A 13,846-nucleotide genomic window follows, 5' to 3' on the forward strand; every position below is an offset into this window, starting at 1 on the left:
CATTAGCCCCTCCCCTTCAGGGGAGGGGTTGGGGTGGGGGACCGCCCCAGGGCGCCGCGCCAGGCGGACAGCCCCCACCCCCGGCCCCTCCCCTGAAGGGGAGGGGAGAAGGAGTCAGAATGCGCTACCTACCCCTTACCGACACCGACCGGCAGGAGATGCTGTCCGTCATCGGCGCCGAGACGATCGATGATCTGTTCATCGATGTGCCCGCCGAAGCCCGCCTGAGCGGCACCATCGCCGGCCTGCCCGATCATGCCAGCGAACTGGCGGTCGAGCGCCATATGGGCGCGCTCGCTCGCAAGAATTTGTCGGCAGGGGAAGCGCCCTTCTTCCTGGGCGCCGGCGCCTACAAGCATCATGTCCCCGCCAGCGTCGATCATCTGATCCAGCGCGGCGAGTTCCTGACCGCCTACACGCCCTATCAGCCGGAAATCGCGCAGGGCACGTTGCAGGTGCTGTTCGAGTTCCAGACCCAGGTCGCCCGCCTGCTGGGCGTCGATGTCGCCAACGCTTCCATGTATGACGGCTCGACCGCCTGCTGGGAAGCGATCGGCATGGCCCGCCGCATCACCAAGCGCGGCAAGGCTTTGCTGTCGTCCGGCCTGCACCCCCATTATGTCTTGGTCGCCAACACCATGGCGAAGTTCACCGGCGACGCGCTGGTGCATCAGGCGCCGACGCTGGACGCCGCGACCGACATCGACGCGCTGATCGCATCGATCGACAAGGACACGAGCTGCGTCGTCGTGCAATATCCCGACATTCTCGGTCGCATCGCCGACCTGACCCCGCTGGCCGACGCTGCGCACGCCGCCGGCGCGCTGCTGGTCGCCGTGGTGACGGAACCCGTCGCTCTGGGCGCGATCAAGGCGCCGGGCCATATGGGCGCGGACATCGTCGTGGGCGAAGGCCAGTCGATCGGCGTCGGCCTGCAGTTTGGCGGTCCCTATCTGGGCCTGTTCGGCTGCAAGCAGAAATATGTGCGCCAGATGCCGGGCCGCCTGTGCGGCGAGACGGTCGATGCGGCCGGCAAGCGCGGCTTCGTGCTGACGCTTTCGACCCGCGAGCAGCATATCCGCCGCGAAAAGGCGACGTCGAACATCTGCACCAATTCGGGCCTGTGTGCGCTGGCCTTCAGCATCCACATGACCCTGCTGGGCGAGAAGGGCCTGCGCGAGCTGGCGACCCTGAACCACGGCCTGGCTGTGCAGGCTGCTGACCGTCTGGCCAAGGTGCCGGGCGTCACGCTGCTCAACGATGGCTTCTTCAACGAATTCACGCTGGTCCTGACCAAGGATGCGCGCGAGGTCGTCCGCAACCTCGCCGACAAGGGCGTGCTGGCCGGCGTCTCGCTCGGCCGCCTGTTCCCGGACGCGCCGGAGATCGGCCACGGCCTGGTCGTCGCCGTGACGGAAACCGTCACGCCGGAGGATATCGAAACCCTTGCCGCAGCGCTTGAGGAGGAACTGGCATGACCATGTTGAAGGAAGGTCGCCCGACCACCCCGCAGGCCGTCGCGCAGGAGCATATGGCCCCGGCAACCGCCACCGGCAACCGCGCGCTGATGCTGGAAGAAAAGCTGATCTTCGAGATCGGCTCGACCGACACCACCGGCGTCGATTTCGCCGATGCGCCCAAGGTGGCCAGCCGCCTCGGTTCGCTGGCCCGGACCGACAGCATCGGCCTGCCCGGCCTGTCGGAACAGGAAACGGTGCGCCATTACACCCGCCTGTCGCGCCAGAACTACGCCATCGATCTTGGCCTGTTCCCGCTCGGCAGTTGCACCATGAAGCATAACCCGCGCCTCAACGAAAAGGTCGCGCGGATGCCCGGTTTCGCCGACATCCATCCGCTGCAGCCGCAGTCGACGGTGCAGGGCGCGCTGGCCGTCATCCATGAACTGGCCGCCTGGCTGGTGACGCTGACCGGCATGCACTCGGTCGCGATGTCGCCCAAGGCGGGCGCCCATGGCGAACTGTGCGGCCTGCTGGCGATCCGGGCCGCGCTCGAAGCCCGTGGCGACGCGCGCAGCGTCATCCTGGTGCCCGAAAGCGCACACGGCACCAATCCCGCCACCGCCGCCTTCTGCGGCTACAAGGTCGAGGATATTCCCGCGACCCCGGATGGCCGCGTCGATCTGGAAGCCTTGAAGGCCCGTCTGGGACCGGACGTTGCGGCGGTGATGATCACCAACCCCAACACCTGCGGCCTGTTCGAGCGCGACATGAAGACGATCTCCGACGCGGTCCATGCCGCCGGGGCCTTCGTCTATTGCGACGGCGCGAACTTCAACGCGATCGTCGGCCGGGTCCGCCCCGGCGACCTGGGCGTCGACGCGATGCACATCAACCTGCACAAGACCTTCTCGACGCCTCATGGCGGCGGTGGTCCGGGTTCCGGTCCGGTCGTGCTGTCGGAAGCGCTCACGCCCTTCGCGCCGCTCCCCTTCGTGGAAAAGCAGGGCGACAAGTTCGTGCTGGTCGAGGAAGAAACGGCGGAGGATCACCACGCCCAGACCTTTGGCCGGATGGTCGCCTTCCATGGCCAGATGGGCATGTTCACCCGCGCGCTGACCTATATCCTCAGCCACGGTGCCGATGGCCTGCGCCAGGTCGCGAGCGACGCGGTGCTGAACGCCAACTATATCCTGCGCAGCCTGGATGACGTGCTCGACGCCCCGTTCGGCGCGGCCGGCCCGTGCATGCATGAGGCGCTGTTCAGCGACAAGGGCCTGGCCGAAGGCTTCACCACGCTCGACATCGCCAAGGGCCTGATCGACGAGGGCTTCCACCCGATGACCATGTATTTCCCGCTGGTCGTCCATGGCGCGATGCTGGTCGAACCGACCGAGACGGAAAGCAAGGCGGCGCTCGACCAGTTCATCATGGCGCTGCGCAGTCTGGCCGAACGGGCCAAGGCGGGTGACGAGGCGCTGAAGGGCGCGCCCTATCACGCGCCGCGCCGTCGCCTCGACGAGACGCTGGCCGCGCGCAAGCCGGTGCTGACCTGGTCCGAACCGGATCTGGCGGTCGCCGCCGAATAAGCCGGAAGCAAAGGGCGGTGGAGGATCTCCACCGCCCTTTTTGCATCGGCCGGCTACAGACAAGGATTTGTCCATGACACAGGACGCCCCCGCACCCTGGACGCCGCAGGGTGACGGCCCCGATCCGCGCCGCCATGCCCCCGCGACGCTGCGCAACCGCGATGCGATCGCGGCTGTCCTGCGGAACGAACTGCCCGATGCCGGCCTGGTGCTGGAAGTGGCGAGCGGCAGCGGCGAACATGTCGTCCACTTCGCCGTCACTTTCCCCGCGCTCGATTGGCAGCCCAGTGATCCCGATCCCGCCGCGCTGGCCTCGATCGCGGCGCTGCGCGGCGACGCCAATCTGCCCAATCTGCGCACGCCGCTGCTGCTCGACGCGGCGGGTGCCGACTGGCCGATCGATGCGGCCGACGCGCTCCTGTGCATCAACATGCAGTCTAACAGTTGTGGGGAAGAAAAATCAGTAGGTTATGCTGCCTGTTTATGTATCAACATGATCCATATAAGCGAATGGGCAGCAACAGTAGGACTATTCAGAGGATGCGAGAGGCTGCTGCCATCTGCGGCACCGCTGATCCTTTATGGCCCGTATCTGGAAGATGGTGTCGAAATTGCGCCGTCGAATTTGGCCTTTGATCGCTCATTGATGGAGCGTAACCCGAAGTGGGGCATTCGTAACGTGTCTGACATAGATAAGGTCGCGGTTGAGTTTGGATTCAAACGGGTCCGGCGGGTTGAAATGCCAGCTAACAATCTGATGCTGATCTACCATCACGACCAAGATATCTGAAAACCGACCATTTCTTGCCGTTTATACTGTTTGCAGCGCTCCCCAGAAGCAGACACATATGCCGTCGAGCGAAAGAATTGGCCATCCGATGAGCGAAGACCTGCGTAACTCTCTATTTTTGTGGTTCAACGGCTTGGCTTTTGCTGCCTTGCTTTGGGCGGGTCTCCATTTTAGCCCGTTGCAGGGGGTTAAGCGCGATTGGATGAATTTGGGCGGAGGGCTGCTCTGCTTGTTTAATTTAGGTTGGCTGTGCTGGGGGCTTTGGCGACGCCGGGCATCCCCCCAATAGCCCAAGCCGCCCTTCGTAGATTTCTCTGTCAGGTATTGGCTTGAAACAGGGTGGAAGCCGCCGGTCCGCTTCTCACCCAAAAGTGCTGCTCCACTCAGAGTGACCGTGGCGTAGTGGTTAACCATGAACATGGTGCATATCAGCCCCTGGGGCGCTACGCTGGGGCTGCTGGCGCGTGGCGCGCAATTGCTGGCGCCGGGCGCGCCGCTGATCCTCTATGGCCCCTATGTCGAGGATGATGTGCCGACCGCCTCCTCCAATCTGGCGTTCGACCTGTCGCTGAAGGATCGCAACCCGCAATGGGGCCTGCGGACCTTGACCGATGTCGACCGTGCGGCGGCCGATGTCGGGTTGGAACGCACCCGGCGGGTGGCGATGCCGGCCAATAATCTGATGCTGGTCTATCGTCGGGGATAGGGCGCTGATGGTCGTGCGCGCATGATCCGCGCAAGATGCTTCCACCCGGCGGAATCAGGCTCTAAAGCGCTTGGCGATGACCAACAGCCTGTTCTCGCTCGTCGCTGCCGAACTGTCCGCGCCGGCCGATCCGCGCGCGGCCGCCATGGCGGGGGCGCTGGCGGCGAAATATCCCGGCGCGGCGCGGGCGGTGCTCTTCTACGGCTCCTGCCTGCGCGAGGCCAATCTCGACGGGCTGATGCTCGATTTCTACCTGATCGTCTCCGATTATGAGGCGGCCTATGGCAAGGGCTGGCTGGCGCGCGCCAACCGGGCGATCCCGCCCAATGTCTTTCCGTTCGAACATGGCGGCCTGATCGCCAAATATGCCGTGCTGTCGGAGGCGGACTTTGCCCGGCTGAACAGCATGAAGGCGGACAATGTCTCGGTCTGGGCGCGCTTTGCCCAGCCGTCCCGGCTGCTGTGGTCGGCGGATGATCTGGCGCGCCAGCGCGCGCTGGCGGCGGTGGCGCAGGCCGCGCCGACCCTGTTGTCGCTCGCCCGGCCGATGGCGGACGGGCAGGGGGATGACCCCGTGGCGCTGTGGAAGGTCGGCTTCACGCTGACCTATAATGCCGAATTGCGGGCGGAGAAGAAGGGGCGCTCGCTCTCGATCGTCGATGCCGATCCCGACCGCTATCGCCGTTTTGGCGCGGCGGCGCTGGCCGAGGGGCTGCCGCCGTCGCCCGACCATGCGGACAAGGTCTGGCGCGGGCTGCAGCGGCGCGGCAAATATCTGTCGGTGGTGCGCCTCGCCAAGGCGAGCTTCACCTATGCCGGCGGGATCGATTATCTGGCGTGGAAGATCAACCGCCATGCCGGCACTGCAATCGAGATCAAGCCCTGGCAGCGGCGCTGGCCGCTGCTGGGCGCGGTCACTCTGCTGCCGCGGCTGTTCCTGGGTGGTTCGATCCGCTGAGCGCGTTCGACAGCGCCAGGCCCAGGGCATTGAGCGTGTAGGGCTTGCGCAGCACTTCATGCCCCCGGAAATCGTCGCTGTCGGTCGCGTCGCCGGTGAAGCCGGTGACGAACAGCACCGGCAGATGGCGCATATGGGCGGGCAGGGTGCGGATCATTTCCGGCCCGGTCATGTCGGGCATCAGCACGTCGCTCATGATCAGGCCGATATCGGCATTGTTGCTGAGCAGCTTGGCCGCCTTGCTGGGATGGTCGCAGGCGATCGGCAGGTGACCGAGTTCGGCTAGCGCCGCCATGGTCTGGTTCAGCACGCGCGGATCATCCTCCACCACCAGGATGCGGGTAGGTGGATGGAGCGCGTGCAGCTGTTCGCTCGCCGGGGCCTCTGCCGCGGCCTCCTGCTCGGTGAGGATGCGGCGCGGCAGGTAGATATGGACGCTGGTGCCGGTGCCCAGTTCGGATTCGATGCGGATTTCGCCCTGGCTCTGGCGCACGAAGCCGAAAATCTGGCTGAGGCCAAGGCCGGTGCCCTTGCCGACCGGCTTGGTGGTGAAGAAGGGCTCGAACACGCGGGCGGCGACCTCGGCCGTCATGCCACAGCCATTGTCGGTGACGCTGACGGTGACATAGTCGCCGGCCGGGCATTCGCCGATCTGGTTGGCGGCAAGCTGGGTCTGGCCGGTCGAGATGGTCAGCTTGCCCCGGCCCTCCATCGCGTCGCGGGCGTTGACGCACAGGTTGAGGAGGGCATTTTCCATCTGATGTTGGTCGACGAAGATGCGCCAGCCGCTCGCCTTGTGGGCGAAGCTGACGATGATCTGGTCACCGATCGTGCGATCGACCAGATCGGCCATGCCGCGCAGCAGGCTGTCGGGATCGACCGCATTGGGCAGCAGCGGTTCGGACCGGGCAAAGGCGAGCAGGCGGCGGGTCAGCGCGGCGGCGCGGTTGGCGCCCTCCATCGCATTGTCGAGATGATGGCCGGCCTCGGCCGGTTTCAGCCGCAGCTTGCGCTTGGCCAGTTCCAGCCCGCCGACGACGACCGCCAGCATATTGTTGAAGTCATGGGCGATGCCACCGGTCAACTGGCCGACCGCGTCCATCTTCTGCATCTGGCGCAGATTATCCTCGGCGGCGGCGCGCTCGGCGGATTCGCGCTTCAACTGCTCATAGGCGTCCGACAATTCGCTGGTGCGGGCGGAAACGGCCTCTTCCAGCCGGTCGGCGCGTTCCGCCTCCATATCCGCCATGCGGCGTGCGTTGCGCCGTTCGGTATAGGCGGCATTGACTAGCCACAGCGCGAACAGCACGCAGACCAGCAGGGCGAGGCCGACCATGCGCGACGTCTTGCCGACCAGTTCGGTGCGGTCGCCCGCCAGGCTGACGGCCAGGCTGCGTTCGCGCAGCCGCGCATTTTCGGCCTGGATCACCAGATCGATCAGCGCCGTCAGCCGCTTGATATCCTGCGATCGTCCGGCCTGATGGAATTGCGCCAGCGCGCCCATCTTCTGGTCATAGGTGGTGCGCAGGCCGATTTCGCTCAGCGTCTTGCCGCGCTGTTCGAAGGCGGCCTGGAGCGCGCGGACATTGCCGCGCTGCCAGTCGGACTTGCGGGTGGCATAGGTCAGCGACTTGAGCTGGCTGGCGGCGGTGCGCCACTGGTCCTGGAACAGGCGGCCGGTGTCGGGATCGAGGCTGATGACATAGCGGGCCAGCGTCACTTCGGCGCGGGCGGTCTTGGCCTCGAAGGCGCGGGCGAGCGCCATGATTTCCCAGCTGCGCTGCTGTTCGGCAAGGGCGCGCTGATGATCGCGCGAGGCGCTGCTGGCGCTGTAGAGCAGGGCGCCGAGCGATCCGATCAGCAATATGCCAAGGACCAGGGGCATGTAGCGCCGCGCCGCGGCGCGCCAGCCCCGGTCCTGTTCATCGATCACTTCGCGTTCCGCCATATACCGTTACACTAACCGAACTATGTTAACCGCGCGAATATGCAGGTTAGATGGTTCCGCTGCTGTAGCAGATTCTATCGCAGGAAATACCCGGTCGATCGTCGGAGTGTCGAAAAGCGCGATCAGTTGATCGCGCCGGTGGCCTTGCCGGCGGTCTCGAACATGGCGATGATCTGTTCGACCTGCTCGTCGCTATGTTCGGCGCAGAGCGAGCAGCGCAGCAGGAAGGTGCCGGCCGGGGTTGCCGGCGGGCGCGCCATGTTGACGTAGAGGCCCAGCTCCAGCAGCGTCTGCCACATCGCCACCGCCTGCATCTGGTCGGTCAGGATGACGGCGATGATCGCCGACTGCGGTGTGGCGCTGCCCAGCTTGAAGCCGAGGTCGGTCAGCCCCTTGTGCAGGCGCTGGCTGTTCTTCCACAGATGCGCGCGCTTTTCGCCGGCGTGCATCAGCTTGCGGATGCTGGTCGCGGCGGTGGCGACGACGCTGGGCGGCAGCGAGGCGGTGAAGACGTAGGGACGGCAGACGAGGCGCAGGATTTCGAACTTGGGATGGTTCGAGACGCAGAAGCCGCCGACCGTGCCGACCGACTTGGAGAAGGTGCCGACCACGAAGTCGATCTCGCCCTCGACGCCCTGTTCCTCATAGGCGCCACGGCCGTTGGGCCCGAAGAAGCCCATGCCATGGGCTTCGTCGCACAGGATCATGCAATTGGGATGCTTGCGGATGGCGGCGACCATCTCGGGCAGCGGCGCGACGTCGCCCAGCATCGAATAGACGCCTTCCAGCACGACCAGCTTCAGCGCGTCGGCGGGCAGGCGGCCCAGGCGCTTGTCCAGATCCTCGACGCTGTTGTGGCGGAAGCGGACGATCTCCGCATTGCCCATGGCGCAGCCGTCATAGATGGAGGCGTGGCTGTCGGCGTCGAGCACGACATAGTCGCCCTTACCCGCGAGGGTGGAGATGATGCCCAGGTTCGCCTGATAGCCGGTCGAAAAGACCATGGCTCCGCTCGTGCCGTAAAATTCCTTGAGCGCGTCCTCGACTTCCTTGTGGCCCTGATAGGTGCCGTTGAGGACGCGGCTGCCGGTGGTGCCGGCGCCGAACTCGTCCAGCGCCTTCTTGCCGGCTTCGACGACGTCGGGGTCGAAGGTCATGCCCATATAATTATAGGTGCCGAGCAGGATGGTTTCCTTGCCCTTGATGATCGCGCGGGTGGGCGAGAGCACCTGGTCCATGACGATCGCATAGGGATCGCGCACGCCCGTCGCCAGCAGCGCCTCGCGCTCGTTGATCAGCGGATCGAACTTGGAGAAGAGATCGCGGGTTTCGGTGGCGATGGCGGCGTCGGTCATAATATCAATGATCCCAAACCCGTTCGTCCTGAGCGAAGTCGAAGGACGCTGCTGAGCGAAGGCGAAGCATGGAGCCTCGGCTCCGCTCGGCAATGGGCTTCGACTTCGCTCAGCCCGAACGGTAGTTAAAGTGTCAGGCGGCCTTGAGCTTGGCGACCGCGTCGACCAGCTGGCCCACGGTCTCGATCTCGGCCTGCATGTTCATGGTGATGATGATGTCGAACTCGTCCTCGATGGCGGCGACGAAATCCATCACAGTCAGGCTGTCCCATTCCAGGTCGCCGGCAAAGGTGGTGGCTTCGGACAGTTCGACGCCCTTCTTGTTGAAAGGGGCGATCTGCGCTGCGACGCTGTCGAAAATCTCGCTGCGATCGGTCATTATCTCTTCAATCTTTCCATGAAAGCACGGCTTTTGCCGCCTTGGCTTGCTCTTTGGCAAGCGAATAAGGCGTCAATCGGGCAGCATCTGGGGCAAAATGCCTTGTTCGCGGAGCGCCGTGTCGCGCCGCGCTCTGCTATTCCAGCCCCGCAGGGGCGGGAGGGTCAGCGGAAATTGTCGGCGTAGGCCTGAATTTTCAGCGTCTTGGGCGGGGTCGCGATGACGGTGTAGGCGATCTTCTCGCGCTCGGCATAGGCGACGGCGGCGTCCTGCGAGGAGAAGCTGAGCTTCAGCTGCTGCTTGGTGTCGCCCGAGCCGGCCCAGCCGGTCAGCGGATCGGCCTTCTTCGCTTCGGCGGGCGCATATTCCAGCACCCACTTGTGAGTCAGCGCCTTGCCGGACTGGAGGGCGTTCTTCTGGATCTGGTAAATGCGCGCGGTCATCGCGATGAAACTCCGTAAAATCGTCATTGTGCGTTGCACCAGCGGTCACGCCCAAGTCAAGAGTTGCGGCGCGCGTCCGCATTTTTGGTGCGCAATGTGGCATTGGCGCTTGCCGGATCGTCGGGCCAGGGGTGGCGGGGATAGCGGCCGCGCATTTCCTTGGCCACGTCGCGCCAGTTGCCGGCCCAGAAGCCAGGCAGGTCGCGTGTCGTCTGGATCGGCCGGCCGGCGGGCGAGGTGAGCGAGAGGACCAGCGGGATGCGCTGGTTGCCGACGGTCGGATGCTGCGACAGGCCGAACAGCGCCTGCACCCGCAATTCCACGCGCGGGCCACCCTCGGCCGCATAGTCGATCGCATGGGTGGAGCCGGCGGGCGACCGGAAATCGGGCGGGGCGAGCCGATCGAGCTGCTGCTTGCCGTCCCAGCCGATCAGCGTTTCGAGCACGCCCGAAAGCTGCGACCGGTCGATGTCGGACAGGCGGCGTTTGCCCGCCAGCAGCGGCGGCAGCCAGTCGTCCAGCGTGTCGATCAGCGCCGCGTCGGACAGCGCCTCGATCCCGGCAAAGTCCGCCCGCATCCGCAGCGATTGCGCCGCTTCCGACCAGGGGAGGAGGACAAGGCCGCCCTGCCGCACGCCATCGACCAGCGCGGCGACCACGGCGTCGGGGTTGGGTCGGTCGTCGGAACCGGACGACAGGCGCACTGCGCCCAGCCGGCGTTCCCGCAGCGCCTCGATCCCGCCATTGGCGGGGCGGAACTTCACCGTGCGATGTTCGGCGATGCGCTCGCCGAACAAAGCGATCACCTCCGCCTCGCCGATCGGGGCGGCCGACAATATGCGCGCGCCCGCGGCGCTGCCTTGCACTTCGCCCACCGCCAGCCAGGCTTCGCCGGCCAATGGCGAGAGTGGATCGAGCCGGAAGCCGCGCCCGCCCACGCTGGCCCAGTCGGCGCCATCGGCGGAGCGGCGCTTGGCGACGCGATCGGGAAAGGCGAGGGCAAGGCAGAGGCCGACATCGTGCAGTCCACCCTCTGCGGGCGGCTGCGCATCGACGAACCTGGCCCAGCGCTTCGCCAATCCCCGTCCGGCCTCGGCCCGCTTGCCGCCCTCGCGCCGCCAGCGCCCGAGCCGCAAAGTGAGGTCGGTATCCTGGCCGCCCAGGCCGCGTTCACCGAGCAGGACCGCGATCTCGGCGGCGGTGTGGGCAAGGCCGCGCTCACCGGCGCGCACCAGCATATGGGCGATGCGCGGCGCCAGCGGCAGGGTGGCGAGCGCCTTGCCATGGGCCGTGATGCGGCCATCGGCGTCGAGCGCCTCCAGGGCGGTCAGTCGCTTGGCGGCCTCGGCCACGGCGGCGGCGGGTGGCGCGTCGAGCCAGCGCAGGCTGGCCGGATCGCTCACGCCCCACAGCGCGCAGTCGAGCAGCAGGCTGGAAAGATCGCTTTCCAATATTTCGGGTGGGTCGAAGGGCGGCATGCCCGCGGTCGCTGCTGCTTCCCACAGGCGATAGGCGACGCCGGGCCGCTGGCGCGCGGCACGGCCGGCGCGCTGGGTCGCCGATGCCTGGCTGGCGCGTTCGGTGACGAGGCGGGTGACGCCGGCGGCGCGATCATAGCGCGGGCGGCGAGCCAGGCCGGAGTCGACGACGATGCGCACGCCGTCGATGGTCAGGCTGGTCTCGGCGATCGATGTGGCCAGGATCACCTTGCGCCGCCCCGCGCGCGAGGGGCGGATGGCGGCGCGCTGGGCCGCCGGATCGAGCGAGCCGTGCAACATGTGGACCTCGAAGGCGCCGCCCTCGATCCGTTCGGCGGTGCGCTCGATTTCCCGGACGCCGGGCAGGAAGGCGAGCAGGTCGCCCTGCGTTTCTTCCTCCAGCGCGCGGCGGATGGCGGCGGCCATCTCATCCTCGATCCGCTTTTCGGCATGGCGGCCGATATGGCGTAGTTCGAGCGGCTGGATCTTGCCCTCGCTCTCGATCACCGGTGCGCCATCGAGCAGCGTCGAGAAACGCGCGCCATCGAGCGTGGCCGACATCGGCAGGATACGCAGGTCCGGGCGCAGCGCCGCCTGCGCGTCGAGCGCCAGCGCCAGGCCGAAATCGCTGTCCAGGCTGCGCTCATGCACTTCGTCGAACAGTACCGCCGACACGCCCGCCAGTTCGGGATCATCCTGGATGCGGCGGACGAAAATGCCCTCGGTCAGCACCAGCAGCCGCGTCTTCGCGCTGACCTTGCTGTCCATCCGCGTCGCATAGCCGACCGTGCCGCCGGGCTGTTCGCCCAGCATTTCGGCAATGCGCTCGGCTGCGGCGCGCGCGGCGAGGCGGCGGGGGGAGAGCAGCAGCACCTGGCCCTCGCACCAGGGCTGGTCGAGCAGGGCCGGGGCCACCGCCGTCGTCTTGCCCGCGCCCGGCGGCGCCACCAGTACGGCATTGCTGCTAGCGCGTAGGGCGGCGAGCAGGTCGGGCAGGACGGCATGGATCGGCAAAGCAGGGGCGGTCATGATCCACCCCCTCTCGCGCCAATCAGGCCAGAGCGCAAGGCGCGCAGGATAGAACGGCAATGCCCGAAGCCGTGCGGCTCCGGGCATTGCGTCTATTCCGGCGCTGGCGCGCGACGGTCAGTCGTGGCCCTTGCTCATGAACTGTTCGACCACGTTGGACATGTCGAAGCTCTTGCCGCCCTGGACCGGCGGATATTGGGCGAGGGTCGTCAGATGCTCGGTCATCAACGCGCCGAGCGGCCCGGTCTGCCACGCCACCTTCTGGAGCAGATGGCCGTAGGAGTCGCTGTTGTCATAGCTTTCGAACGGATCCATGCGGATGTTGAAGACCATCGGCTTTGAGCGGCCGACCATGGTGCCGTAATAATCCTCGTTGGTCGAGAAATGCCATTTCCACGGACCCATGCGCAGCGCGGTGAGCCGGGATTCATTATAGTGGAACACATGGTTCCGCGCCGAATCCTCGGCCTTGCCCGTCCAATAGTCGATGTTGTTGACGCCATCGATATATTGGCTCTTCTCCTTGAGAACCTTCTCGTTCACGTCCGTGACGCCGGCGGCGACGGCGAGGGTGGTGAACATGTCCTGATGGCACTGGATGCCGTTCTTGAGCTGCATCGGCGCGATCACGCCGGGCCATTTGAGCATCGAGATGACACGGACGCCGCCTTCATAGGTGGTCATCTTCTCGCCGCGCCAGGGCGTGGTCGCGCCATGCGGCCAGGAGGAATGTTCCGGGCCATTGTCGGTCGAATACCAGACGATGGTATCCTCCTCCAGGCCGCTTTCCTTCAGCCAGTCGAGCACGATGCCGATGTCATGGTCATGCTGCAGCATGCCCGAGCCGTGCAGGTCGGCGTCCGACGTGTATTTTTCCGCCGCATAGCGCCATTTGTCGTTGAGGCGGGTGTAGAGGTGCATGCGGCTGGTGTTGAGCCAGACGAAGAATGGCTCGTCGGCATCCTTGGCCTTCTGCATGAACTCCAGCGCGGGCGGGATGAATTCCTTTTCGTCCACCTCGTGCATCCGTTCCTGGTGTAGCGGGCCGGTGTCGACGATCTTCTGCTTGCCGACCTTGCCGTAGCGCGGATCCTCGGTCGGGTCGTCGACATCGGTGGCCCAACTGTGGATCACGCCGCGCGGGCCGAATTTCTTCATATAGGCTTCGACGCTGCCCGAATGGGCCTTGGCGAAATTCTGGTAATCGCGCTGCTCTTCCTCTTCCGACACGTTGAGATGATAGAGGTTGCCGAAAAACTCGTCGAAGCCATGGTTGGTCGGCAGATGCTCGTTGCGATCGCCCAGATGGCTCTTGCCGAAATGGCCGGTGCGATAACCCGCCGCCTTGAGCACTTCAGCCAGGCAGGGCGATGCCGGCTGAAGCCCGAGCGGATCGCCCGGCTGGCCCACCGTCACCATGCCCGAGCGGATCGGATATTGGCCGGTGATGAAGGCGGCGCGGCCGGCAGTGCAGCTTTGCTGGGCATAATGGTCGGTGAAGCGGATGCCGCCATAGCCGATGCTATCGATATTGGGCGTGGTATAGCCCATCGTGCCCAGGCCATAGGCGCTGACATTCTGCCAGCCGATATCGTCACCCCAGATGACCAGGATATTGGGTTTCTTCGTAGCCATGCCGAGTCTCCGACCATGATGGATCGGCGGAAGGCTAATGGCGGGTGGTCCGCGACGCTGCATGGGGATAATCCCGAGA

10 protein-coding genes and 1 pseudogene are annotated in these 13,846 nt (G+C 65.7%); 5 read left to right on the top strand and 6 right to left on the bottom strand.

Annotation, left to right across the window (positions count from 1 at the left end; translation table 11 throughout):
* The first annotated feature begins 119 nt into the window (after positions 1-119).
* The 5 genes and pseudogenes from gcvPA to BRX37_RS13415 all read left to right on the top strand — a co-directional run bounded on the left by gcvPA (position 120) and on the right by BRX37_RS13415 (position 5,500).
* On the top strand, positions 120-1,478 hold the full coding sequence (gcvPA, locus tag BRX37_RS13395) for an aminomethyl-transferring glycine dehydrogenase subunit GcvPA (RefSeq protein WP_125987553.1): 1,359 nt from the start codon (positions 120-122) through the stop codon (positions 1,476-1,478).
* Positions 1,475-3,046 (top strand): aminomethyl-transferring glycine dehydrogenase subunit GcvPB, encoded by a 1,572-nt coding sequence (gcvPB, locus tag BRX37_RS13400; protein ID WP_125987555.1) that lies wholly within the window; start codon positions 1,475-1,477, stop codon positions 3,044-3,046. Before gcvPA ends, gcvPB begins: the two co-directional genes overlap by 4 nt.
* A 73-nt stretch (positions 3,047-3,119) precedes the next feature.
* Complete coding sequence (locus tag BRX37_RS13405) at positions 3,120-3,836, top strand: DUF938 domain-containing protein (RefSeq protein WP_125987557.1); 717 nt, start codon at positions 3,120-3,122, stop codon at positions 3,834-3,836.
* 406 nt (positions 3,837-4,242) lie between these two features.
* Positions 4,243-4,542: pseudogene (locus tag BRX37_RS13410) on the top strand (DUF938 domain-containing protein); the annotation flags it as partial.
* A gap of 76 nt (positions 4,543-4,618) precedes the next feature.
* On the top strand, positions 4,619-5,500 hold the full coding sequence (locus tag BRX37_RS13415) for a hypothetical protein (protein WP_125987559.1): 882 nt from the start codon (positions 4,619-4,621) through the stop codon (positions 5,498-5,500).
* On the opposite strand, the gene BRX37_RS13420 is transcribed toward BRX37_RS13415, so the two are convergent.
* From BRX37_RS13420 to BRX37_RS13445, 6 genes are all read right to left on the bottom strand, one after another.
* Positions 5,457-7,448, bottom strand: a complete 1,992-nt coding sequence (locus BRX37_RS13420; protein WP_125987561.1) for an ATP-binding protein — start codon at positions 7,446-7,448, stop codon at positions 5,457-5,459. The genes BRX37_RS13415 and BRX37_RS13420 overlap by 44 nt on opposite strands.
* Before the next feature lie 122 nt (positions 7,449-7,570).
* On the bottom strand, positions 7,571-8,803 hold the full coding sequence (gene spt / locus BRX37_RS13425) for a serine palmitoyltransferase (protein ID WP_010336299.1): 1,233 nt from the start codon (positions 8,801-8,803) through the stop codon (positions 7,571-7,573).
* Positions 8,804-8,936: 133 nt separating this feature from the next.
* On the bottom strand, positions 8,937-9,182 hold the full coding sequence (locus BRX37_RS13430) for an acyl carrier protein (RefSeq protein ID WP_004207937.1): 246 nt from the start codon (positions 9,180-9,182) through the stop codon (positions 8,937-8,939).
* Positions 9,183-9,346: 164 nt separating this feature from the next.
* Positions 9,347-9,625, bottom strand: coding sequence for an ETC complex I subunit (locus tag BRX37_RS13435; RefSeq protein ID WP_004207936.1), 279 nt, complete (start codon positions 9,623-9,625; stop codon positions 9,347-9,349).
* Positions 9,626-9,681: 56 nt separating this feature from the next.
* Positions 9,682-12,132 (bottom strand): ATP-dependent helicase HrpB, encoded by a 2,451-nt coding sequence (hrpB, locus tag BRX37_RS13440; protein WP_125987563.1) that lies wholly within the window; start codon positions 12,130-12,132, stop codon positions 9,682-9,684.
* Positions 12,133-12,249: 117 nt separating this feature from the next.
* Entirely contained in the window at positions 12,250-13,767 is a 1,518-nt protein-coding gene (locus tag BRX37_RS13445) for an arylsulfatase (RefSeq protein ID WP_125987565.1), read from the bottom strand.
* Positions 13,768-13,846: the final 79 nt, after the last annotated feature.

Source organism: Sphingomonas sp. S-NIH.Pt3_0716 (assembly GCF_003950715.1).
GTDB lineage: Bacteria > Pseudomonadota > Alphaproteobacteria > Sphingomonadales > Sphingomonadaceae > Sphingobium > Sphingobium yanoikuyae_A.

Bases quoted from the DNA above. Each gene is read 5' to 3' on its own strand.
- gcvPA (WP_125987553.1), top strand. From the start codon at position 120: ATGCGCTACCTACCCCTTACCGACACCGACCGGCAGGAGATGCTGTCC.
- gcvPB (WP_125987555.1), top strand. From the start codon at position 1,475: ATGACCATGTTGAAGGAAGGTCGCCCGACCACCCCGCAGGCCGTCGCG.
- BRX37_RS13405 (WP_125987557.1), top strand. From the start codon at position 3,120: ATGACACAGGACGCCCCCGCACCCTGGACGCCGCAGGGTGACGGCCCC.
- BRX37_RS13415 (WP_125987559.1), top strand. From the start codon at position 4,619: ATGACCAACAGCCTGTTCTCGCTCGTCGCTGCCGAACTGTCCGCGCCG.
- BRX37_RS13420 (WP_125987561.1), bottom strand. From the start codon at position 7,448: ATGGCGGAACGCGAAGTGATCGATGAACAGGACCGGGGCTGGCGCGCC.
- spt (WP_010336299.1), bottom strand. From the start codon at position 8,803: ATGACCGACGCCGCCATCGCCACCGAAACCCGCGATCTCTTCTCCAAG.
- BRX37_RS13430 (WP_004207937.1), bottom strand. From the start codon at position 9,182: ATGACCGATCGCAGCGAGATTTTCGACAGCGTCGCAGCGCAGATCGCC.
- BRX37_RS13435 (WP_004207936.1), bottom strand. From the start codon at position 9,625: ATGACCGCGCGCATTTACCAGATCCAGAAGAACGCCCTCCAGTCCGGC.
- hrpB (WP_125987563.1), bottom strand. From the start codon at position 12,132: ATGACCGCCCCTGCTTTGCCGATCCATGCCGTCCTGCCCGACCTGCTC.
- BRX37_RS13445 (WP_125987565.1), bottom strand. From the start codon at position 13,767: ATGGCTACGAAGAAACCCAATATCCTGGTCATCTGGGGTGACGATATC.